The sequence below is a fragment of the Pseudomonas sp. P129 genome, from assembly GCF_020312195.1.
GTDB lineage: Bacteria > Pseudomonadota > Gammaproteobacteria > Pseudomonadales > Pseudomonadaceae > Aquipseudomonas > Aquipseudomonas fragariae.
Genome location: NZ_JAGPYS010000014.1, coordinates 48,742 through 72,318, shown reverse-complemented (window position 1 = coordinate 72,318; position 23,577 = coordinate 48,742). Strand labels below are relative to the sequence as shown.

Annotated in this window: 17 protein-coding genes; 12 read left to right on the top strand and 5 right to left on the bottom strand. The window is 61.5% G+C overall.

Translation table 11 applies throughout. The features are described from left to right. The first annotated feature begins 5 nt into the window (after positions 1-5). Together KBY02_RS23280 and KBY02_RS23275 are read left to right on the top strand one after the other, a co-directional pair. A complete protein-coding gene (locus tag KBY02_RS23280) occupies positions 6-428 on the top strand; it encodes a hypothetical protein (protein WP_024640808.1) in 423 nt (140 codons plus the stop codon). Between the two features lie 123 nt (positions 429-551). Next, complete coding sequence (locus KBY02_RS23275) at positions 552-998, top strand: hypothetical protein (protein WP_096135783.1); 447 nt, start codon at positions 552-554, stop codon at positions 996-998. A gap of 777 nt (positions 999-1,775) precedes the next feature. Here KBY02_RS23275 and KBY02_RS23270 read toward each other — a convergent pair. Continuing rightward, a complete protein-coding gene (locus tag KBY02_RS23270; protein WP_032657454.1) occupies positions 1,776-6,632 on the bottom strand; it encodes an NAD-glutamate dehydrogenase in 4,857 nt (1,618 codons plus the stop codon). A 367-nt stretch (positions 6,633-6,999) separates the two neighbouring features. On the opposite strand from KBY02_RS23270, the gene KBY02_RS23265 reads away from it, so the two are divergent. The 10 genes from KBY02_RS23265 to KBY02_RS23220 all read left to right on the top strand — a co-directional run bounded on the left by KBY02_RS23265 (position 7,000) and on the right by KBY02_RS23220 (position 20,111). Next, positions 7,000-7,359, top strand: coding sequence for a hypothetical protein (locus KBY02_RS23265; protein ID WP_003406543.1), 360 nt, complete (start codon positions 7,000-7,002; stop codon positions 7,357-7,359). Positions 7,360-7,406: 47 nt separating this feature from the next. Continuing rightward, positions 7,407-8,153, top strand: coding sequence for an amidohydrolase family protein (locus KBY02_RS23260; RefSeq protein WP_032657451.1), 747 nt, complete (start codon positions 7,407-7,409; stop codon positions 8,151-8,153). A 209-nt stretch (positions 8,154-8,362) separates the two neighbouring features. Beyond that, a complete protein-coding gene (locus KBY02_RS23255; protein ID WP_003342804.1) occupies positions 8,363-9,322 on the top strand; it encodes an AAA family ATPase in 960 nt (319 codons plus the stop codon). A gap of 4 nt (positions 9,323-9,326) precedes the next feature. Beyond that, entirely contained in the window at positions 9,327-10,271 is a 945-nt protein-coding gene (locus KBY02_RS23250; RefSeq protein WP_003318876.1) for a DUF58 domain-containing protein, read from the top strand. Further along, complete coding sequence (locus tag KBY02_RS23245; protein ID WP_024650796.1) at positions 10,268-10,762, top strand: DUF4381 domain-containing protein; 495 nt, start codon at positions 10,268-10,270, stop codon at positions 10,760-10,762. The genes KBY02_RS23250 and KBY02_RS23245 overlap by 4 nt, the downstream gene beginning before the upstream one ends. Continuing rightward, positions 10,755-11,813 carry a vWA domain-containing protein gene (locus KBY02_RS23240; RefSeq protein ID WP_104683885.1) on the top strand — a complete coding sequence of 353 codons (1,059 nt, stop codon included), beginning with the start codon at positions 10,755-10,757 and terminating at the stop codon, positions 11,811-11,813. Before KBY02_RS23245 ends, KBY02_RS23240 begins: the two co-directional genes overlap by 8 nt. Next, on the top strand, positions 11,810-13,528 hold the full coding sequence (locus tag KBY02_RS23235) for a VWA domain-containing protein (protein WP_003406536.1): 1,719 nt from the start codon (positions 11,810-11,812) through the stop codon (positions 13,526-13,528). Before KBY02_RS23240 ends, KBY02_RS23235 begins: the two co-directional genes overlap by 4 nt. Beyond that, on the top strand, positions 13,525-15,183 hold the full coding sequence (locus KBY02_RS23230; RefSeq protein WP_024650794.1) for a BatD family protein: 1,659 nt from the start codon (positions 13,525-13,527) through the stop codon (positions 15,181-15,183). Before KBY02_RS23235 ends, KBY02_RS23230 begins: the two co-directional genes overlap by 4 nt. A gap of 42 nt (positions 15,184-15,225) precedes the next feature. Beyond that, the gene (locus KBY02_RS23225) at positions 15,226-16,470 is read left to right on the top strand and encodes an exonuclease SbcCD subunit D C-terminal domain-containing protein (RefSeq protein ID WP_003406534.1); all 1,245 of its coding nucleotides are present in this window, start codon (positions 15,226-15,228) and stop codon (positions 16,468-16,470) included. Continuing rightward, positions 16,467-20,111, top strand: coding sequence for an AAA family ATPase (locus tag KBY02_RS23220; protein WP_032657446.1), 3,645 nt, complete (start codon positions 16,467-16,469; stop codon positions 20,109-20,111). Before KBY02_RS23225 ends, KBY02_RS23220 begins: the two co-directional genes overlap by 4 nt. Before the next feature lie 439 nt (positions 20,112-20,550). Here KBY02_RS23220 and KBY02_RS23215 read toward each other — a convergent pair whose 3' ends face one another. The 4 genes from KBY02_RS23215 to araD1 form a co-directional block, all read right to left on the bottom strand. Beyond that, positions 20,551-20,733, bottom strand: a complete 183-nt coding sequence (locus KBY02_RS23215) for a hypothetical protein (protein WP_003406532.1) — start codon at positions 20,731-20,733, stop codon at positions 20,551-20,553. Between the two features lie 175 nt (positions 20,734-20,908). Further along, a complete protein-coding gene (locus tag KBY02_RS23210) occupies positions 20,909-22,081 on the bottom strand; it encodes a lactonase family protein (RefSeq protein ID WP_164990127.1) in 1,173 nt (390 codons plus the stop codon). 78 nt (positions 22,082-22,159) lie between these two features. Beyond that, positions 22,160-22,447 carry a DUF5629 family protein gene (locus KBY02_RS23205; protein WP_162496686.1) on the bottom strand — a complete coding sequence of 96 codons (288 nt, stop codon included), beginning with the start codon at positions 22,445-22,447 and terminating at the stop codon, positions 22,160-22,162. Between the two features lie 135 nt (positions 22,448-22,582). Continuing rightward, on the bottom strand, positions 22,583-23,575 hold the full coding sequence (gene araD1, locus KBY02_RS23200) for an AraD1 family protein (protein ID WP_122319648.1): 993 nt from the start codon (positions 23,573-23,575) through the stop codon (positions 22,583-22,585). Positions 23,576-23,577: the final 2 nt, after the last annotated feature.

Below are 23,577 nucleotides of genomic sequence, written 5' to 3'. Positions count from 1 at the left end.
AGCACATGTTATTGAGCACAAATGCAAAGAAAATTAAGGCCCGTTACTTGTTCCTTTTCCTATTGATAGCTCCGCTGGTGGCTTGGTACCTTGCTGCTCCAGGCGTAATTGTCCACTACCCTAAAGAAGCCACGGACGAACTGCGCTTAATTTGGAACACTCACGACCAGATTACACGGCAGCGAATGCTACCGGGGGAAGCGACATCGGAGTTTGGTCATGTATTCCCTGATGAGAACTTCTTCATGGTGTTCTTTTGGTGGACCGACAGAGGTTTACGAAAATGCATGGACATCACACCTAAGCGCTGGGCAACGATAGACATCTACCTTGATAGGGCTGGTAGGGTCGATATCGAAAAAACATCTCCTAAGGTTATTGCCCGGTTGAAGCAATGCGTGGGTGAATCTGCCCCCTTTCGGTCCTAAAGCGCCCTGCCAGCAACACAAAAAAGACAATCAGCACGGCCACCATGCAGACCGAGACGACTTACTTACGGAAACATTACGCACGACGGCAACAAGTGAGTTTCTTGCAATAACGCGAGGAGAATGGGGGGGAAAGGCACCAGTGAAAAAAAGGCGAATAACGCTAAGTTCAGATATGGCCGATGGGTGCTTGGCGCCTTATTAGTCTGCCCAATTGCATTTTGGTACTTGGCATCTCCAGTCGTAGCTGTCAATTTTTCACATGAAGGAAAGGAAGAATTTCGGTACATCTGGAACACGCAGCATCGAATCTATAAGGGTGACATGCCCAAAGGGGGCGGTTCAGCCGTTGAGTTCAGCTACATATTCCCTGACAAGGACTTTTTCATGATGTTCGATTGGTGGACCGACAAGGGTTTTCAGAGGTGCATCGACATCACGCCTGAATGGGGAAGTACGATAGACATCTATCTTGATGATATCGGCAGGATCGACACAGCCAAAACAGCGCCTGACGTCATTGCTCGTCTGAAACAGTGTGTGGGGCGACCAGCCCCCTTCCGACCTTAACCGGCACTCCAGAACCGCAAGTGTCAAACGTTATGGTCCCCGAGGCGTGCCCATAGCCCCGAATTCACTGGGTTAGCCTGCGTCTTCCACAAGTATCCGGACACCGATTCCACGGCCATCCGGACGCTTTCAGGCAGGCAGCAACGCAGGATTATTCATTACCATCGACCTCTTTTATAGCCGGCAGCCACCAAGTAGCACGCAGACCACATCCTAAAGGAAGCGTCACGGCCAAGATGATCATGGACGAAGTGCTTACAGTACCGCCCCAGACATGGGGTGAAGGCCTACTGGCGGCATAACCTGTTCAGCCCTTGATGACGGGGTTATTCGTCACTTAATAGGCTTCAGCTGACTCCTGCACGCTCATCCCGTCGCCTCTCGACGCTCGGTAGCACAATGGCAAGCGTGCAGATCTCCCAAGGTAATTCGCGCGACCTTTCTGCTTGTGCCTGTCGGAGTCACAGCGTCCGTGCAAGTATCGGGCTTTGACGATTGTGGCCGCCTTACCCCGCTGTGCCGCCCCATCCGCCTCCTGTTCATCAGGCCAGCATTTTGCCTCGGGCTTCCTTCAGATTCGCAGTCACCCGCGACACCCTTGCCTCCGACTAACACTTCCCCTTGCCGGGTGTGTAGAGAACTTGCACCTTAAAGTCACCAGCGTGGTCACCACAGCCAAGCTGGTTGCGCTTAGGCGCAACGCGCCATGCTTGGCGCACCACAAAAAAACCGCATCTCTCGATGCGGTTTTTTATGGATCAACCTGTTACAAGCGGATCAGACCGTGATGCCCTGCCCGCTCATAGCCAGGTCCAGCAGTTCGCGGTTGGCAACGGCGTACATGGCGTAATCCGTGCCGCTTGCCGCACGCAGCTCGACCAGCATGGCACGCCAGCGCTCGACCATCAGTGTGTGCTGCTCCAGCCACAGAGCCAGACGCGCATCGATTTCCGAAGGACCGTCGGCCATCTGCAGAACCGACACGGTGATTGCCCGCTGTTGCCAGTCGACATCGTCACGGAACGCTTCACGTGCCAACGCCTGCCAGTTGTTTTCCACCGGCAGACTGCTGATCTGCTGCAGGTACCAGGTGATGTCCAGCGCGCTGCCGACGGCGAAGTACGCCTTGGCCACGTCCGCAGCGTTCTGCCCGGTGACGTCGGAGGCTTCGATGATCGGCAACAGCGTATACAGATGCGTCGTACCGGCGACCATGCGCGCCAGCAGTTCCGGCACACCGGCTTCGACGTACGCCTGATAACGCGTTTGCCAGATCTCGCGGGTCGGGCCTTCCAGCAGTTCGTCAAGCTTGAGACCCAGTGCAGCGAGGTGCGGACCGAAGTGCGCCACGTCACGACCAGCGTCCAGCTCGTTGCGACGGCTGCGCAGGAACCAGCGTGTGGCACGACGCCCCAGGCGCATGAGCTCATCCATCAGCGCCAGCTGGATTTCGGCCGAAACCTTGTAGTCCAGCGCCTCGATCTGACGGAACCAGTGCGGCAGGTGGAAGATGTCACGCACGATCACGTAGGCACCGGCCACCGCAGCAGCGCTCATGCCGGTCGACTCCTTGAGCCGCTGCACGAAGGTAATGCCCATGTGGTTGACCAGATCGTTGGCGATCTGCGTGCTGACGATCTCGCGCTTCAGGCGATGGCCGCGCATGGCCGTGGAAAACTTGGCGCCCAGCGACGGCGGGAACGCGGTTTCCATGTCTCGCGCCAGATAATCGTCATCCGGCACACGGGATTCCAGCAACGCTTCCTTGAGGTCGATCTTGCTGTACGAGATCAACACCGACAGCTCGGCACGACTCAAGCCCTGCTTGGCCGCAATCCGCTCGGCAATCTGCTCTTCAGCAGGCAGGAACTCAATGGCACGATCAAGCTTGCCACGCGCCTCCAGGTCACTCATCAGGCGCTTGTATTCGGCAATCCGCTCGTAAGCACGACGGGCTGCCAGCGACAACGCCTGGGTCTGTTTGTAGTTGTTGCCCAGCACCAGGTGGCCGACTTCGTCGGTCATACTTTCGAGCAGCTGATTGCGCTGCTTCTCGGTCATGTCACCGGCCTGCACCACTTCGTTGAGCAGGATCTTGATGTTCACTTCGTGGTCGGAACAGTCCACACCGCCTGCGTTGTCGATGAAGTCGGTGTTGGTCGCGCCGCCATTGAGGCCGAACTCGACACGGCCCAGTTGGGTCATGCCCAGGTTGCCGCCCTCGCCCACCACCTTGCAACGCAGCTCGTTGCCGTCGACGCGCAGCGCATCGTTGGCCTTGTCGCCTACATCGGCGTGCGACTCTTCGCTGGACTTCACGTAGGTGCCGATACCGCCGTTCCACAACAGATCGACCGGTGCCTTGAGCAGCGCATGCAGCAGTTCGGTCGGGGTCAGCTTGTCGGCCTTGATGTCGAAGCGCGCCTTCATCTGTTCGGTGATGGCAATGCTCTTCAGGCTGCGCGGGAAGATCCCGCCGCCGGCGGACATGATGCTGGTGTCGTAGTCGGTCCAGGACGAGCGCGGCAGATTGAACAGGCGCTGACGCTCTGCAAAGCTGCTGGCCGGGTCCGGGTTCGGATCGATAAAGATGTGCAGGTGGTTGAATGCTGCGACCAGTTGCAGCTTGTCAGACATCAACAGGCCGTTGCCGAACACGTCACCGGCCATGTCGCCGATACCGATCACGCTGATGCTGTCCTGCTGCACATTGATGTCGCGTTCGCGGAAGTGACGCTGCACGCCCACCCATGCGCCCTTGGCGGTGATGCCCATCTTCTTGTGGTCGTAACCGGCAGAACCACCGGAAGCGAAGGCGTCACCCAGCCAGAAGCCGTAGTCGATGGCAATGCCGTTGGCGATGTCGGAGAACGTCGCCGTGCCCTTGTCGGCGGCCACCACCAGATACGGGTCATCATCGTCATGACGCACGACGTTGACCGGCGGCACCAGTGCGCCTTCCTTGAGGTTGTCGGTGATGTCCAGCAGCCCGGAGATGAAGATGCGGTAGCAGGCGATTGCCTCGGCCTGCACTTCGTCGCGGTTGCCGGTGGTCGGCAGGCGACGCGGCACGAAGCCGCCCTTGGCACCTACCGGCACAATCACCGAGTTCTTCACCTGCTGGGCTTTTACCAGGCCCAGCACTTCGGTACGGAAGTCTTCCTCGCGGTCCGACCAGCGCAGGCCGCCACGCGCCACATTGCCGAAGCGCAGATGCACGCCTTCGACACGCGGCGAATAAACGAAGATTTCAAACTTGGGCACCGGCTTGGGCAGTTCGGGAATCAGGCGCGGGTTGAACTTGAAACTGAAGTAGCTCTTGCTCTGCCCGTTGGCATCGGACTGATAGAAGTTGGTCCGCAGCGTGGCTTTGATCAGGTCCAGATAGCGACGCAGGATGCGGTCTTCGTTGAGCACCTGCACGTCATCCAGCGCAGTCAGAATCGCCTGCTCCAGACGCAACTGCTTGTCGTCGAGATCGTCGGAACCCAGCTTGCGCGCCAGATAGAACCGGGTCTTGAACAGACGCGTCAGCTCGCGGGCGATGTCGGTGTGGTTGTTCAGTGTGGTGGCGATGTAGCCCAGGTCAAAGCCCAGACGAATCTGCTTCAGATAACGCGCATAGGCACGCAGCAGCGCCACGTCGCGCCACGGCAGGCCGGCGGTGAGTACCAGACGGTTGAACGCATCGTTTTCGGCATCACCGCGCACGATGTGCACGAACGCATCCTGCAGGGTGTCGTTGAGCTGCTGGATATCGAGGCTCAGGCCTTCGCCGTAGGTGAAGGCGAAATCGTGAATCCAGAACTCGCGACCATTAGCATGGTGCAAGCGGTACGGGAACTCGCCCAGCACGCGCAGGCCGAGGTTTTCCAGAATCGGCAACACGTCGGACAGGGCCAGCGGTGTATCGGCGTGATACAGCTTGCAATGCAATTGCTGGCGGCCACCGGCCAGTGGCTGGTAGAAGCTCATCACCAGCGGATTGGCTTCGCTGAGGCTCAGCACGTGCTGCATGTCGACGACTGCCGAATGCGCCGCAAAGCGCTCGCGGTAGCCGGCCGGGAAACCTTTCGGGAAGTCGGCCAGCACGTTGGTGCCGTGCGCTTCACCGAAGCTTTCGACGACCAGACTGGCGTAGTCGTCCTTCCACGAACGGCACGCCTGAATGACTTCGTTTTCCAGCTGGGCGACGTCGATGTCCAGATTGATCTTCGGGTCCACGCGCAGAATCAACTGCACCCGCGCCAGCACCGATTCGGAGAAGAACGTCCAGAACTCGCAATCGCTGGCCTTGAGGCGGTCCATCAGGACCTGCTGAATCTTCTGGCGTACTTCGGTGGAATATACGTCGCGTGGCACATAGGCCAGGCAGTAGCAGAAGCGGCCGTACGGGTCCTTGCGCAGGAACACGCGAATCTTGTTGCGCTCCTGAATCTGCACGATGGACATGACCGTGGTGAACAATTCGTCCACCGGCGTCTGGAACAGGTCGTCACGTGGCAGCACTTCGACCACCTGCGCCAGCTCCTTGCCCAGGTGCGCCTTGGCGTCGAAGCCGGAGCGACGCTCGACCTCGGCGACCTTGCGACGGATGTACGGAATCTGCCGCACGCTCTCGCCATACACCGACGAGGTGTACAGGCCCATGAAGCGACATTCCTTGATGACCTTGCCCGACGCGTCGATCTGCCGGATCGAAACGTAATCCGGATAAGCCGGGCGGTGCACGCGGCTTGGATGCGCCGCCTTGGCAAACGAAAGCAGCACCGGTTCCTGCAGGTATTTCACCGCGTAGTCTTCGATGTGCAGTTCTTCGCGGGTAAGGCCGGGGCGCAGCAGTCGGGTCAGCCCCAGGAAAGACGACTCGTCGTAGACCAGCTGGCCGCCTTCGGCGTCGTTGCGCACTTCGAACTCTTCGTAGCCGAGGAAGGTGAAGTGGTTGTCTACCAGCCATTGCAGGAAGACCTTGATCTCGGCCTTTTCCTCGACATCGGTGTTCGACTCGTTGGCATCGATACTGGCCAGCAGTTCGTGCAGACGCGCTTTCATCGGCCCGAAATCTTCGACGACGGCGCGTACTTCGCCAAGCACCTGCTCCAGCTCGCGCGCCAGCACGTTCAACTCGCTGACATTGGCGCAGCGGTCGATCTCCAGGTACATCAGCGATTCCTGCAGCACGTCTTCGCCGGTGGTGCCTTTGGGCAGCAGCTCGAGCAATTCGCCAGCAGCGCCGCGACGCACGCTCAGCACGGTGGTCTGCAGGGTGTGGATGCTGTAGCCGCGGCGGTTCAGCTCGGTACGTACGGAGTCGACCAGAAACGGCAGGTCATGATGCAGCACTTCAACGGCAGTATGAGTCGATTGCCAGCCGTGGCGCTCGTAATCGGGGTTGTAGACACGGACCTGCGGGTGAGCATGTTCGAAACGCTCCAGCAGGCGCCACGCGGACAAGGTGCAGCCTGCCAGGTCGGAAAGCCGCCGCTGGGTGAGTTCGTCGAGGGAAATGATGCCGAAGAATTGCTCGGCGAACAGCGCCACTTGTGGCAGTGCCTGTTCGCTGATGTGCTGAGCCAGTGCCGCTTGCAGTTGATGCTGGAAGTCGGCCTTGCTGGCTGCGGTGAAGAACGCCATCTGTGGTACTCCGCTTTGGCTTTTATTGGGGAGGCTTGAAGAAGGTGTTGAAACCGGTGTGCCCTTGCAGTCAATCGCGTGGGCATCACCTGATCGAGTGTAAAGCTAAAGTAGTAACGCGCGCTGTGTCAGGGTAGTCACATTTGTATATCGTGGTGAAAAAACGCTACGCGCACCCGACACCGTACACCACTCGTCTGTCATGCAGCTTAACGAGAGCTGAGCGCACACTGCTTACGAGGCTGCGACATATTCGGTCATCAGGTCGCGATACACTGCGTACGATGGTGCCAATATCGCCCGACATAATTTGCCCGGGACTGGCAAAATCCCCTCACGCCTTACCTGGACAGACCCGGAGCCACCCATGCAAATCAAGACCGCCAGCCTCATCGCCAACCCGTGCGACGACGAATACGACGATATGGCACTGCTCTGCTGCCACGCAGAAAACGGCATGCTGTTTTCCCTGACCCGTTTCCCGGACGAGAACGAAGTGGAAATCACCGTCAGCGACGACAAGTCACTGAACGTGTCCAGCCTGAAGGTCACCTTCAGTGCCGAGCGCCTGCTGGTGGAAATCGAACCGCAGGACGCCAAGCAGCTCGATGGCCACCATCAGTACGAAATTCTCCATGCCACCGACGCAGGCGAGTTGCAGGACGTTCACCAGACGTTACAGATCATTCTCGAAAACGTCGGTGAGTACACCAGCACAATCAGCTGATGGGCAAAAAGCGCTAAAGTGAGCACTTCGCCAAACAGGAGTGTGTCATGAACCGCATTTTCGACGCCCACTGCCACATCATCGATCCTGGTTTCCCGCTGATCGCCAATAACGGTTATCTGCCGGAGCCGTTCGCTGTCAGTGACTACCTTGCGACGGTCCAGCCGCTGGGCGTTCAGGGCGGCGCGGTGGTATCGGGCTCCTTTCAGGGTTTTGATCAGGGCTATCTGCTTCAGGCGCTGCGTCTGCTGGGACCGGGCTTCGTCGGTGTCACGCAATTGCCCGCCAGCGTCACCGATGCGGAACTGGACACCCTGAATGCCGCAGGCGTGCGCGCCTTGCGCTTCAACCTCAAGCGCGGCGGCTCAGAGCAGCTCGACCAGCTGGAGGCCCTGGCCGTGCGTGTCCATGAGCACGCAGGCTGGCACTCCGAGCTGTACATCGACTCGCGGGAACTGGCGCCCATCGAAACACGCCTGCGCAAACTCCCGGCCATCAGTATCGATCACCTGGGGCTGAGTGCCGAAGGGCTGCCCGTGGTCCTGCGCCTTGCCGAGCACGGCGTAAGAATCAAGGCCTGTGGTTTCGGGCGTGTGGACTTTCCGGTGCGCGAGGCCCTCAGGGATATCCACGCCGCCAACCCGAATGCCCTGATGTTCGGCACCGACCTGCCGTCGACCCGCGCACCCCGCCCCTTCCGGCCCGACGATATCGACCTGTTGATCGACGCACTGGGCGAAAGCGGCGCTCGTCAGGCGCTGTGGGATAACGCGGCGAGCTTCTATCGACTCTGACGCCGCGGCTCCGGGAGCCCGAGCCAGTCGTCCTACATGGACACCCATGGATCATGTAGGACAATACCTGCATAAATGACAGGCACTTCTCTAAATGCAATAAAAAACGCGGGAGTCGTTAGTCGATACCTGCCTGGATGGATTAAAGTATCGCCCCCAGCTCAGCAGTCATCAGACACCGCTGTTCGCCCTGCCAGGAACCGTCACCGATGGAACATCGTGAAGCGCTGATTGCGCTGCGAACTTTTCTTTCAACGCAGATCCTTGGCCAGGAAAAGCTGATCGAACGTCTGCTCATCGCCCTGCTTGCCGACGGCCACATGCTGGTCGAAGGCGCTCCCGGCCTGGCCAAGACCAAGGCGATCAAGGAGCTGGCAGAAGGTATCGAAGCCCAGTTCCACCGCATTCAATTCACCCCCGACCTGCTGCCTGCCGACATCACCGGTACGGAAATCTATCGCCCGGAAACCGGCAGCTTCGTGTTCCAGCAAGGGCCGATCTTCCACAACCTGGTGCTGGCCGACGAAATCAACCGTGCGCCGGCCAAGGTCCAGTCGGCGCTGCTCGAGGCCATGGCCGAACGGCAGGTCAGTGTCGGGCGCAGCACCTACGACCTGTCGCCGCTGTTTCTGGTCATGGCGACCCAGAACCCTATCGAGCAGGAAGGCACCTACCCGCTGCCCGAAGCCCAGCTCGACCGCTTTCTGATGCACGTCAAGATCGGCTTCCCGGATGCCGCCGTCGAACGCAAGATCCTTCAACAGGCACGGGGCGAAGCCTTGAATGGCGAAACCAAGCCGGAGCGCCGCGTCAGCCAGCAGGCGATCTTCGCCGCACGCAAGGAAATCCTTGGCCTGTACATGGCCGATGCGGTCGAGGAATACCTGGTGCAACTGGTCATGGCCACCCGCACCCCGGCCAAGTTCGACCCGGAACTGGCCGAATGGATTGCCTACGGTGCCAGCCCGCGGGGCTCCATCTCGCTGGACCGCTGCGCCCGTGCGCATGCCTGGCTGGCCGGACGCGACTTCGTCAGCCCCGAAGACATTCAGGCAGTGCTGTTCGATGTCTTGCGCCACCGGGTCATTCTGTCGTTCGAGGCCGAAGCTGCCGGTATCGATCAGGATCGCGTGATTCAGCGCATCCTCGACGTCGTGGCCGTCGCCTGACCCCATGCAACCCTACCTGATCCCCCAGCCGGGCATCCGCGTCAGCCTCAGCGAGCTGATCGAGATGCGTCATCGGGTGCGGGAAGTGCAGCTGTTTTCCACCCCGAGCCAGCGCAGCCCGCTGATCGGCCTGCACCATTCCAAGCTGCGCGGGCGTGGCGTGGATTTCGATCAGGTGCGGGTCTATCAGGCCGGTGACGACGTGCGCAGCATCGACTGGCGCGTGACGGCACGTACGCAGGAGCCGCACACCAAGCTGTTCCATGAGGAACGCGAACGGCCCATTTTCATCCTGGTGGAACAGAGCCGACGGCTGTTCTTCGGCTCCGGCCTGATGTTCAAGTCGGTACTCGCCGCTCAGGCGGCGGCGCTGATCGGCTGGGCGGCGCTGGAACACAATGACCGGGTCGGCGGGTTGGTGTTCGGCGATAACGAACACTACGAGATCAAGCCCCGGCGCAGCAAACAAAGCCTGCTGCAACTGCTCAACCGGCTGGTGCGGGTCAATCAGTCGTTGCATACCGAGATTCCGCCAGACCGCGATGCGTTCGGCACTGCGCTGCGTCGTGCCCGGGAAGTGCTGCGCCCCGGCAGTCTGGTCATCGTCCTGTGCGACGAGCGCGCCCTGTCCGATGCCGCCGAACAACAACTGAGCCTGCTGTCACGCCACAGCGACCTGCTGTTGCTGCCGCTGTCCGACCCACTGGACCGCGCCCTGCCCGCTGCCGGTCTGCTGCGCTTTGCCGAGCGCGGCGCGCAACTGGAGATCGACACCCTCAACCCCGAACTGCGCCGCGCCTACCGGCAACAGGGCGAGGAGCGCACGGCGCGTTGGGAGTTGCTGGCGCAGAAGCTGCGGGTATTGCTCATGCCCTTGAGCACCCAGGCGGAGCTGGTCGAACAACTGCGCGAATACCTCAATGCGCGTCGTCCGGTAAAGCGCAAATGAATCCCCTCGATCAGCTGGAGCCGCTGATTGCGCCCGAAGCGATCGGCTTCTGGCCGCTTGCGCCGGGCTGGTGGCTGCTGCTGTTGCTGATCCCCGTGGCGGGCTGGGGCCTGTGGCGCTTGCGCAAACTGCTGCCGGCCAAAGCCCCCAAAGTGCGCAGCGAACAGCCGCTGGACCCGGTTCGCCTCGCCGCGCTGGCAGAGCTGGCGAGCCTGCCGAAACCCTACGACGGCGCGCCGGCCGGTGCCTGGCTGCAGCAGATCAACGGCCTGCTCAAGCGCCTGTGCCGTAACCATTACCCGCACAGCCAGAGCCATACCCTCAACGGCCGCAAATGGCTGGCGTTCCTCGACAACCGCTGCCCGGCTGCCGGTCTGACGCGCTGGATGATCCTGGTCGAAGGCGCTTACAAGCCCGAGTGCAAACTGGACGACAAGGCCATCACCGGCCTGACTCAGGCGGTCGATACCTGGATTCGCAAACATGTTTGAGTTCGCCTGGCCGTGGGCTTTCGTGCTGCTGCCTTTGCCGTGGCTGATGCGCGCCCTGCTGCCCATGGCCGACAGCGGCGAGCCGGCGCTCAAGGTCAGCTTTCTCAGTGAACTCGAAGGCCTGAGCGGTCGCCGCGCCAAAGCCAATCTGCCGGTCTGGAGACAGCGTGCGCCGTTTCTGTTGATCTGGCTGTTGCTGCTGATCACCACAGCGCGACCGCAGTGGCTGGGCGAGCCACTGCCGGTCGCCGCCAGTGGCCGCGACCTGCTGGTGGCGGTCGACGTGTCCGGCTCGATGGACTACCCGGACATGCAATGGAAAAGCGATGAAGTCAGCCGGCTGGTGCTGGTGCAACAACTGCTCGGTGATTTTCTCGAAGGCCGCAAGGGCGACAGGGTCGGCCTGATCCTGTTCGGCACCCAGGCGTTTGTCCAGGCGCCACTCACCTATGACCGCCGCACCGTGCGCGTCTGGCTCGACGAGGCGAGGATAGGCATTGCCGGCAAGAACACTGCGCTGGGCGATGCGATCGGCCTGGCCCTGAAACGTCTGCGTATGCGTCCGGCCACCAGTCGTGCGCTGGTGCTGGTCACCGACGGCGCCAACAACGCCGGTCAGATCGATCCGATCACCGCCGCACGGCTGGCTGCCGAAGAAGGCGTGAAAATCTACGCCATCGGCATCGGCTCGGACCCGGACAAGGACGCGCTGCAAAGCGTGTTGGGCCTCAACCCCAGCCTTGATCTGGACGAACCGACGCTCAAGGAAATCGCCAGCCTCAGCGGTGGCCAGTATTTCCGCGCGCGCGATGGCGACCAGCTGGAAAAGATCCGCGCCACCCTCGATGCCTTGGAGCCGGTTGCACAGCAGCCCACCCAGGCGCGCCCGGCGCAAGCGCTTTATCAATGGCCACTGGCGACAGCCCTGTTGTTGAGTGTGCTGCTGGTGCTGCGCGAGTTATGGCCGAACAACGCACTGCAACGCCTGCTGGCGGTGGTGCGTTCCATCAACTGGCGCGAGCGCTGCAAAAGCCTGTGGAGGTCGCGATGATCAGCGGACTCTGGCCGCACTGGTTTCGCCCGGAATGGCTGCTGATCACGCCCTTGCTGGCGCTGCTGATCTGGCGACTCTGGCACCGGCAGAAACGCGCCGGACGCTGGCAAATGCTGCTGCCCACTCACTTTCATGAGGTGTTGCTCAACGGCGGGCGCGGCAGCAACAGCAAACTGCCATGGATCGCGCTGGGGCTCGCCTGGTTGCTGGCCCTTTTCGCCTTGCTGGGCCCCAGTTGGCAGCGCGTCGAACAGATCAGCCAGAAACCGGTCGATCCGTTGGTGGTGATTCTCGAGCTCACCCCGCAGATGCTCGCCACCGACACGCCGCCTACCCGCCTGGAACAGGCCAGACGCAAGCTGCTGGACCTGTTGCAAAAACGCAGCGATGCACAGACCGCCATCGTCGTCTACGCAGGCAGCGCACACACCCTGGTGCCGCTGTCCGATGATCTGGTCACCAGCCACAACCTGCTGGAAGCCATCAGACCGTCGATCATGCCGGTGACCGGCCAGCGCGCCGATCTGGCCGTGCAGAAAGCGCTGCACCTGCTCAAACAGGGCGCATTGGGTCAGGGGCGGATTCTGCTGATCACCTCGTCGCTGAGCGAACAGGAACGTCAGGGCATCCGCGCCGCGTTGCGCGGGCAATCGCCGCCGCTGTTGATTCTCGGGGTCGGCACAGCGGAAGGCGCACCGGTCACGCAGGAAAACGGCAGCCTGCTCAAGGATGATCAAGGTGCGATTCTGGTGCCGCGTCTGGACAGTACCAGCCTCAACGACTTCGCCGATCAGGTGGGTGGCAGCTATCGTCAGGCACGCGGCGATGAAGAAGACTTGCGCAGCCTCGGTCTGCTGGCCAGCCCCCGACACATGACCCGCGACGGTCAGGTCGTGCAGCTCGACACTTGGGCTGACCAGGGCCACTGGTTGCTGCTGCCGCTGTTGCTGATCGCGGCACTGGCCGGCCGGCGCGGCTGGCTGTTCTGCCTGCCGCTGCTGTTCATGTTTCCGCAGAACAGCCAGGCGTTCGAGTTTCAGGACCTGTGGCTGCGTCCCGACCAACAGGGCCAGCGCCTGCTGGAACAGCATCGGCCGGCCGAGGCCGCGCAGCGCTTCGAAGACTCGCGCTGGAAAGGCGTGGCGTTGTACCAGGCGCAAGACTACGCCAGCGCCGCCCGGCAGTTTGCCGAAGGCAACAGCGCCGCCGACCACTACAATCGTGGTAACGCTCTGGCCCGCGGCGGTGAGCTGGCAGCGGCACTGGATGCCTACGAGCAGGCCCTGGACCGGCAGCCCGACTTCCCTGCGGCGCAAACCAATCGGGCACTGGTGCAAGGCCTGCTGGATCAGGCCGATGAGCAGAAGCCTGCCCAGGATGAACAGAACAAGGCCGATCAGGGCGAAGAAGGTCAACAGGCGTCGCAAGACCCCAACAGCAGCGCATCACCCGCCGAGCAGAACCCGTCCCGATCGGATCAACCCGGCACCAGCGAAAGCCTGCCGCCAGACACCAGTGGTAAGGCCACCTCGGGCGAGTCGACCGACGACGAACAGACCACCCGCCCGCCGCTACAGTCCGCCGACAGCCCCATGACCGGCGAGCGGCGTCAGGAACTGGAGCAGTGGCTGAGGCAGATTCCGGATGATCCGGGCGAACTGTTGCGGCGCAAATTTCGCTACGAACAGCAACATCAGGAAAAGACCCGATGAGTCGCGTGTACACCTTATTGATCAGCCTGCTGCTGAGCCTGGTCACCTTGTCGCTGCAGGCTGCGCAACTGACCGCCAGCGTTGACCGCACGCGCCTCAACGCCGGGGAAACCGTCGAACTGACGCTGGAAACAGACGATGTGACGCAGTTCGGCAAACCGGACATGAGCGCGCTGGAAAGCAGTTTCGAGGTGCGTGACACGCGTCAGCTCAACAGCCTGAAAACCCTGGATGGCAGCAGCCAGGCCACGACGCGCTGGATCGTCACTCTGCTGCCCCGCGAGACCGGAAGCGTGTTGATTCCGTCGCTGCAACTGGGCGAACTGAAAAGCCAGCCGCTGACCCTGCAGGTCCTGCAGAGCGAACCCCAGGAGCCAGGCAACCATCTGGCATCGATCTTCATCGAAGCGAGCCTGGATCAGGACAGCGTGTATGTTCAGGCCCAGGCCGTGCTGACCCTGCGCGTCTACCACTCGGTGTCACTGTTCGACGACAGCAGCCTGAGCCCTCTGCAAGTGCCGGACGCACGGGTCGAAAAACTGGGTGATTCGCGCACCTACGAAAAGCTGATCAACGGTGTGCGCCATGGGGTGATCGAGACACGCTACGCGATCTACCCGCAGCAGAGCGGCGTACTGAAGATACCGGCGCAAGTGTTCAGTGCCACGCTGGTGCAGACGCCTGCCGAGGGTTCGCAAGCCCAGGACGCCAATCCGTTCGGCCCGCAGCCGGGCCGGTCGGTGCGGGTCAAATCCGCCGAAGTGCCGTTGACCGTCAAGCCCAAGCCTGCCGACTACCCGGCCGATGTCGCCTGGCTGCCGGCACGCAGTATCAATCTGGAAGAAAACTGGAGCCCGGAGCCCGGCACTACGCAGGTCGGCGATTCGCTGACCCGCACCCTGACGCTCAAGGCCGAAGGGCTGGCCGGCGCGCAGCTGCCCCCCTTGCCGCCCACAGAAGTACCCGGCCTGCGGCGTTACCCGGATCAGCCACAACTGCGCAACCTGCCCAGCGAACGCGGCCTGATCGGCACGCGCGAAGAACGCGAGGCCCTGGTGCCCGCCCGCGCCGGCGCAATCGACCTGCCTGCGGTTGAAGTTACCTGGTGGAACACCCGCGAAGATCATCTGGAGCACAGCAGCCTGCCCGCGCGCACCCTGCAGATCAGCAGCAACCCCGGTCTGGCGGTGGACACACCGGTGAACAACGACATGAGCGGTGTGACCGTGATCGGCCCGCCAGTCTGGCCGTGGCAGATGAGCACATTGCTGCTGGCCTGCACCACTCTGCTCGGTTTCGGCCTGTGGTGGCGCGCCCGTGGACAGCCGGCAATCGCCCGGGCCGTGCAGACCGGGCCCAGCCCGCGTACCGTACTGGATGACCTCAAACGCGCCTGCCTGGCCAACGACCCGCAGGGCACCCGTCAGGCGCTCGACGCCTGGGCACGTCAGCAGCCGGAAACCCTGGCCGAAATGGCCGCGCGTTTCGTGCCGCTGTCCGATGCTCTGGACGGTCTCAACGGTGCGCTGTACAGCGAAACCGGCAAGCTGTGGCTGGGCGAGGACCTCTGGCGCGCGGTGCGCAAACTGCCCGCCGCCGAACATATTCAGGACCCGGCAGGTGATGCCGGGTTGCCGCCGCTGTATCCCAAATAAGGATGCAGCTCAGGCAACACCCCTACACGACAAGGTAAACCAATGCGTCTGTTTCACACCTCTGACTGGCACCTGGGTCAGAACCTGCACGGCCAGGAGCGGGATTTCGAACACGCCTGCTTCCTGACCTGGCTGCTGGCCCGTCTGGCCGACCGTAAACCGGATGTACTGTTGATCGCGGGCGACATCTTCGACACCGTCAACCCGCCGGTCAAAGCGCAGGAGCGCCTGTACGACTTCATCGTCAACGCCCACGAACAGCAGCCATTGCTGACCATCGTGATGATCGCCGGCAACCATGACTCCGGCTCGCGTATCGAACTTCCCGCCCCGCTGATGCGCCGCTTGCGCACTCACGCGCTGGGCCGGGTGATGTGGCTGGACGACGGCGTACTGGATGCCGAACGCCTGCTGTTGCCATTGCCAGACGCCAATGGCGACATCAAGGCCTGGTGCCTGGCGCTGCCCTTCCTGCGTCCCGCCGAAGTCACCGGCCCGACCCTGGGCGATGACTACCTGCGTGGCATCGGCCGGGTGCATGAGCTACTGATCGCGGCGGCTGACCTCAAGCGCCAGCCCGGTCAGGCATTGATCGCCATCAGTCACGCCCACATGGCAGGGGGCTCGGTCTCGGAAGACTCCGAGCGCAGCCTGATCATCGGCAACGCCGAAGCCCTGCCGGCCAGCCTGTTCGGGCCGAGCATCACCTATGTTGCGCTGGGCCACCTGCACAAACCGCAGCGCGTCAACGGCGAAGAGCGCATTCGCTACAGCGGCTCGCCGATCCCGCTGTCCTTTTCGGAAATCAGCTACCAGCACCAGATTCTGGAGATCAATTGCGACGGCGAGACGCTGACCAGTGTCGAACCGTTGCTGATCCCTCGCGCCGTCAACCTGCAACGCCTCGGGCCTGCGCCATTGGCCGACCTGCTGGTGCAGCTCAAGGCGCTGCCGGACATCGACCTGCTTGCCGATCCGGATCGCCAGCCGTGGCTGGAAGTGCGCGTGCGTCTGGATGAACCCCAGCCGGACCTGCGCAACCAGATCGAAAACGCCCTACAGGGCAAGGCCGTGCGGCTGGTGCGCATCGGTGCCGAATACGCCGGCAAAGGCAGCGCGGACGGCAGCGAGGGTGACGCCACGCTGATCGAACTGGACCAGCTCACGCCTCAGGAACTGTTCAGCCGTGCCTGGCAGGACAACTTCGGCAGCGAGGTCGACGAACAGACGCTGACCGATTTCGCCACGCTGCTGCGTGAAGTCCAGCAGGAGAGCGAGCAGCCATGAAAATTCTCGCCATTCGCCTGAAAAACCTGGCCTCGCTGGCCGGACCCTTTGAAATCGATTTCACTGCCGAGCCGCTGGCCAGCGCCGGACTGTTTGCCATCACCGGCCCGACTGGCGCGGGCAAAAGCACGCTGCTCGATGCCCTGTGCCTGGCGCTGTTCGGGGCGATTCCGCGGCTGAGTAATATTGGTCAGTCCAAGGTCCCGGACATCGACGGCGACATCACCACCAGCGACCCACGTACCCTGCTGCGCCGCGGCACGGGCAGCGGTTACGCCGAGGTGGACTTCATCGGCATTGATCAGCGGCGTTATCGCGCGCGCTGGGAAACCAATCGCGCGCGCGACAATGCGACCAAAAAGCTGCAGGCCAGCCGCCAGACCCTGACCGATCTGGACAGCGAGCAAATCCTCAGCAACCAGAGCAAACGCGAATTCGAGCAACTGATCGAAAACCGCCTGGGCCTGAACTTCGAGCAGTTCACCCGTGCCGTAATGCTTGCCCAGAGTGAGTTCAGCGCATTCCTCAAGGCGGATGACAAGGAACGCAGCGAACTGCTGGAAAAGCTCACCAACACCGCGATCTACAGCCAGCTCGGTCGACGCGCCTACAGTAAAAGCAAGGAAGCCGAAGACGCCCTGAAAACCCTGACCGCGCAGGCCAGCAACATCATCCCGCTGGCCCCGGAACTGCTGGCTGAACTGGAACAACGCCTGAGCGACGCACAGCAGCAGCTAAAGGCCCATCAGACACAACAACGGCAACTGGAAATCAAACAGCAGTGGCTGACCGAGCTGCACCGTCTGCGTGACGAACAGCTCGCTGCCCAGGAAGCCCTGAACAGTGCGCAACAGGCCTGGGACGAGCACAGCGGTGCACGCCAGACCCTCGGCCAGCTGGAACGCCTGGGCCCGCAGCGCCATCGCTTCGCGCGTCGGGTAACACTGAACGCTCAGCTTGATCCGCTGGCTGAACAGATTCGCCAGCATCAGCAACAGCAGACCTCGCTGCACGACCAGCAGCAACAGCTGGAAAGCCGCCGTACTCAGGCGCAGACCAGTCTGCTGGAAGCACAGCAAGCGCACAGCAGCGCCAAACCGCTGTTGCTGCAGGCTTTCGAAGCACAGAACACTCTGAACCACCTGGCCCAGGAACTGGCCAAGGCGTCCGACCTGCACCAGCAGAGCGAGCAGCTCTGCATCCAGGGCCAGACCAGCCTGCAAACCCTGCTCGATCAGCAACAGCAGGTGGCTCAACGTCTGGAGCGTATTGCCGGGCAACTGCAGCACAGCAGCGAACTGGCACCGCTGGCTCAGGCCTGGAACGCGTGGCGTGACCGGCTGAAATCCCTCACGCTGATCGCCAATCGTCTCAAGCACGGCCACAGTGAGCTGCCGGCGCTGCAGCAGCGTGCCAGCACTGCCGATCAGCAGTTGACCGAGCAACGCAGCGCGCTGGAGTTGCTGTACCGCGAAGCCGATTGCGAAGTAGAGGCAGTGGCCGAGCAGGTGCAGATTCTCGGCAGCCTGTTGCAGGACAACCGCAAACAGCAACGTGCATTCGAGGAGCTGGCCCGTCTATGGGCCAGTCAGCAAGACGTCGACCGCCAGCTTGCCGACCTCTCCCAGCAACAGCAGAGCGCCCAGCAGCAACGCGAACAGCTCAACAGCGAAGGCCTTCGCGTTCGTGATGAACTGACCGTCGCCGAGCAGACCCTGACCGTCACCCGGCAACTGCTGGAGCGCCAGCGGCTGGCCCGCAGCGCCAGTGTCGAGGAGTTACGCGTGCAGTTGCAGGACGACCAGCCCTGCCCGGTCTGTGGCAGCATTGAACACCCCTGGCATCAGCCGGAGGCGCTGCTCGAAAGCCTCACGCAACACGACGACAACGAGCAGGCCAGCGCGCAGAAAGCCGTGGACCTGCTGACCGAGCAACGCAATCAGTTGCGTGAACAGGTCGGCGGCGTAATCGCCCGGCAGAAAGAGCTGCTGCGCCAGCATGAGCAGCTCACAGTGCGCCATCAGGCTTTGGCACCGGACCTGGAGTCACACCCCCTCGCCGCCCAATTGCTCGACCGCGACGCCGACAAGCGCGACGGCTGGTTGAGTCAGCAATTGAGTCAACTGAGCGAAGTCATCAGCCGTGACGAGCAACGTCAGCAAGCCTTGTTGACCCTGCAAAAAGACGCTGCGCGCCTGCAGCAGCAGCTTCAGGCGGCGACCGAAGCCAGCCAGACCGCTGCGGGTCATGTTGCCGAGCAGCTCAAACAACTGGAGGCCGACGGGCAGCGACTGGAAGAAGAACTGACGGCATTCACGCCGCTGGTATCACCGCAGGTGCTTGAAGGGCTGCGCAATGATGCATCGGCGACCGTGCTGCAGCTCGAACAGCAGGTGACCCAGCGTCTCGATCAGCTGGAGCAGCAACACGAAGAGCAGCAAGAGCAAACCGAGCGTCAGCAGAAGATCGAGAAGCAGCAGGTCGAGCAGCAGACGCGTCTGCACCGCCAGACCGAACTGGCGCAGGAACTCACCCGGCTCGGCGAGCAACAGCAGACCAGTCAGCAGACGCTTGCCGGTCTGCTGGGCGACCACGCCAGCGCAGAGCAATGGCAGCAGACGCTGGAGCAGACCATCGAGCAGGCCAGGCAGGCGGAAAGTCTGGCGGCGCAGGCGCTGCAGGACATCCACAATCAGCTGATTCAACTGGCTGCCGAACTCAAGTCCGGACAGCAACAACAGCAGTCCCTGCAACAGGAACTGGCTGAACTTGATGTGCAGATCAGCGAATGGCGCGCTCAGCATCCTCAGCTGGACGATAGCGCGCTGGACACCTTGCTGACCTACGACGATGCGCATGTCGAGCAACTGCGTGTGCAATTGAATAGCACCGACAAGGCGCTGGAACAGGCAAAAGTGTTGCTGCAGGAACGCGATCAGCGTCTGCAACAGCATCAGGCGCAACACAGTGACCTGACCGACAGTGCGCAACTGGCGACAGCGCTGCAACAGGCCCTTGAACAGTCGGCGCTCAGCGAGCAGCACTGCGCCGACCTGCGGGCCGAGCTCAGTGAAGATCAGCGCCGCAGCAACGCCAACAGCGAACTGCAGGCGCGCATCGCCGACGCCAACAGCGAATACCTGCGCTGGGCACGTCTGGCCTCATTGATCGGCTCGGCAGAAGGCGACAGGTTTCGCAAAATCGCCCAGGCCTACAACCTCGACTTGCTGGTCCATCACGCCAATGCGCAGCTCAGGCAACTGGTGCGCCGCTACCGCCTGAAACGCGGCGGCAGCATGCTCGGTCTACTGGTCATGGACACGGAAATGGGCGACGAACTGCGCTCGGTTCACTCGCTGTCCGGCGGGGAAACCTTCCTTGTCTCGCTGGCACTGGCGCTGGGCCTCGCTTCCATGGCATCCAGCACCTTGCGCATCGAGTCACTGTTCATCGACGAAGGTTTCGGCAGCCTCGACCCGGAGTCGCTGCAACTGGCGATGGACGCTCTCGACGGCTTGCAGGCACAGGGTCGCAAGGTCGGCGTGATCTCCCACGTCCAGGAAATGCACGAACGAATCCCGGTGCAGATCAAGGTGCGTCGTCAGGGCAATGGATTGAGCACCATCGAGGTGGGGCACTGAGAGACCTGTGACGCAGAACGTGAGGCACGGCAGTTGACTATCGTTCCTCACGCTCCGCGTGGGAATGCCGTTCTGGACGCTCTGCGTCCGCTCTTGAATGTTGTGCCATCAGCGCTTTCGCGAACAGGCTCGCCTGACAGTCTTCAGCTTTTGATTCTGCCCGGGAGGGCGTAGGAGTGGACCGGGCGACGCTTCGCTTGTTCGCGAAAGGGACGTTAAATTCAGAGAAAATGTAGCGCCCGAAGTACCGCCTTCGCGAACAAGTTCGCTCCTACGCCCGCTGGGCAGAAGCCTTGTTTCCAGGCGCGGATGTGCCGCCATCAGCGCTTTCGCGAACAGGCTCGCCTGACATTCCATGCTTGGTCTGCCGCGCATTGGGCAGTAAGTCGCAGGGACCTGTGTGGGCGAACATGCTCGCGAAAGCGTGACGGCTGATCAATCATTGAGCGGATTTGTGGTCCAGCGCTGCGTAGAAATTAGCGCTCTGTTGCAGGTATTTGGTGGTGTAGGTCTGAGTCGAGTGGGCTTTCTTGTCGTTCACTTCGACGCTGGCGCTGGCCGGGAGAGCGACGCTTGCCGAGATTGCAGATGCAGCGATGATGGAGAAAAGATTGAAATTCATGTCGGTCACCCCTCTTGTCTGTCTGTACGCTGGTTTGAAGTCCTGACCGTTATGGCCGTGACTCAAACTTACGCCCGAGGGTGGTTCAGCAGAAATCTTTTGTAGCACTAACCCATATCATCAAGAATGATAACGGCCCCAGCCCTTGTATCGTGCGGGCTGGAGCCAAAGCGTATTACTTGTCGGTCAGAAAACGCAGGTAAGAAGGTGCATCTGCATCGAATTTCTGTACCGTTTCACCGATCTTGCCGCTCTGCGGATCACGGCGTACGGTCACGATCTGGTTGCTCTTCTGATTGGCGAACAGCATGAACTGGCCGGTCGGATCGAAAGCGAACTCGCGGGGCTCCTTGCCTTCCAGGGAACGACGCTGAATTTCTTCAAGCTTGCCGCTGGCCTGATCGATGCGGAACACCACGACCTGATTCGCGTCACCCCGATTGGTCACGTACAGAAATTTGCCATCCGGTGAAGTGTGCAAGGCGCCACCACCGTTTTTCTCGTCCACGCCCTTGTTCTTCATGTCGACCAGTTGGGTCTGCTTGAAGACGCCGTCGTGGTAGTCGAACACCACGACCTGAGCCGTCATTTCCAGCACCAGCCAGGCATGCTTGCCATCAGCGCTGAAGAGCGTATGACGGGGTCCGGAGCCGCCCGGCAACTGCACGAACGGCACCTTGGCTGGCTGCAATGGCTTGGCTTGGCTCGCGTCGTAGTGATAAACGAACAGCTTGTCAGCGCCCAGGTCGGCAGTCACTACGTACTTGTCATCCGGCGTCGGCACGGCCAGGTGCACATGTGAGGACATCTGCCGCTCACTGTTGACCTTGCTTCCAGGCCCCAGCGGCAGGACCTGAACGGCTTCGCTCAAGGTGCCGTCCTTGCCTACCGGCACCACGGTCAGCGCGCCGCCCGGGTCAGGGTTTACTGCGTAGTTGGCCACGAACAGGTAGCGGCCGTCGTAGCTCAGGCTGGAGTGCGTCGGTTCTTCACCGCGGCTTTGAACCTGATTGATCGGCGTGATCTGACGGGTTTTCGGGTCGATCGCAAAGCTGCTGACCTTACCGACCACGTCTTTCTGTCCGGGGCCGTTTTCATTGACTGCGAACAGATAGCGCTGGTCTCTGGAGACGGTCAGCCACGACGGGTTTTCGGCTTTGACCACTTGCAGCGGCTTGGCGCCGATCATTCCGGTTTCGCTGTCGAAGGCAAAACGATAGATCCCTTCACTCTTGCCTTGCGTGTAGGAACCGATCAGCAATTCAGTATCTGGCATGGCTTGGGCCTGCAGGGTAAATGTGCTCATGGCACTGGCAATCGCCAGCCACGGCAGAAATTTATGGGGCATGGGGGCATCCATCTTGTTGAGGTTATTGATGCCTGTTACGGCACGGTCGGGTCTATGACAGCGCCAGCCCGCATTTACTCAATCCTGCGCGGAATCATCTTCATCGGAGGGGGTAAAGGCATCCAGGCAGCAGATGATCCGGTGATCGGCGTTGCCGTCATTGATCACCCAGCTTTGCAGGGATTCATCGAAGGTCGCAGCGTCGATTTGCGCCGTGGTGAAACGCCATACCTTGCGCTCGCGGCCGTCCATGCATTCGACGTTCAGTTCCTCGCCCAGAGAGAAGTCCCAGGCGTGCAGGCCGTCGATTTCCAGCATGGTGGTGGCTTCGAGGGCGGCGAGCAGTGTGGTGGGTATGGTAGTCATGAAATTCATCCGGCCAGCAAAAGCGCGAATGATAGGGCAAAAGGCAGGCGCAGATACAGTCGGAGCGCAAGTAGAGCCGTACCAGCGCCGAGCGCTGGCACGGTGAGCAATCAAACAGGTATGGCGCGTCTGCGCTTACAGCTTGCCGATGCCGCCCGGCTGAAACACCGGCTCGCTCGATGCCAGGCCGTTGACCAGCGGCTGACCGAACTCGGCCTGACTGATCTCGAAACGATCGCCCGGCTGGGTGCGCACGCCATCGGCGAACGACAGGGTGGCGGTGCCGAAGAAATGCACATGCACGTCACCCGGCCTGAGGAATTGCGCGTACTTGAAGTGGTGGTATTCAAGGTTTTCCAGGCTGTGGCACATGTTCGCTTCGCCACTGAGGAACTCTTTCTCCCACAGCACCTTGCCATCGCGCCAGACCCGACTGGTGCCCGACAGGCTTTGCGGCAAGTCGCCCACGCGCAACTCCGGCCCGAACGAACAGGCGCGCAGTTTCGAATGCGCCAGATACAGGTAGTTGCGACGCTCCATGACGTGATCGGAGTATTCATTACCGATGGCGAAGCCCAGGCGATAAGGCTTGCGATCATGACCGATCACATACAGGCCGCTCAGCTCGGGCTCTTCCCCGCCGTCTTCGGCAAAGGGCGGCAGCGAAAACGAATGTCCGGGACGCACGACAATGCTGCCGTCACCCTTGTAGAACCACTCGGGCTGAACACCGGCCTGCCCCGCCGTCGGCTTGCCGCCTTCGACGCCCCATTTGAAGATACGCATGGTGTCGGTCATCGTGGCTTCGTCGCCGGACTGCTGGTGCATCTTGTCGCGTGCCGACGCACTGCCCAGATGTGTCAGCCCGGTGCCGCTGACCAGCAGGTGCGCCGGATCAGGATGGTCGAGCGGCGGCAGGATCCGCAACTCCTCAAGCAACTGCAAATAGTCGTGCGTCTCGCCAACGCCACGCTGCTCGACCTGATGCGCCAGAGCCGACCCTGCCTCGATAGCCACCAGCGCCAGCTCGCGAACACTTTCGACACCCTGGACCTCACGCACCTGATCACCATCGACCAGCCCGACCCGGCGCTGACCGTCGCTCAATTCAAACTGTACTAACCGCATGA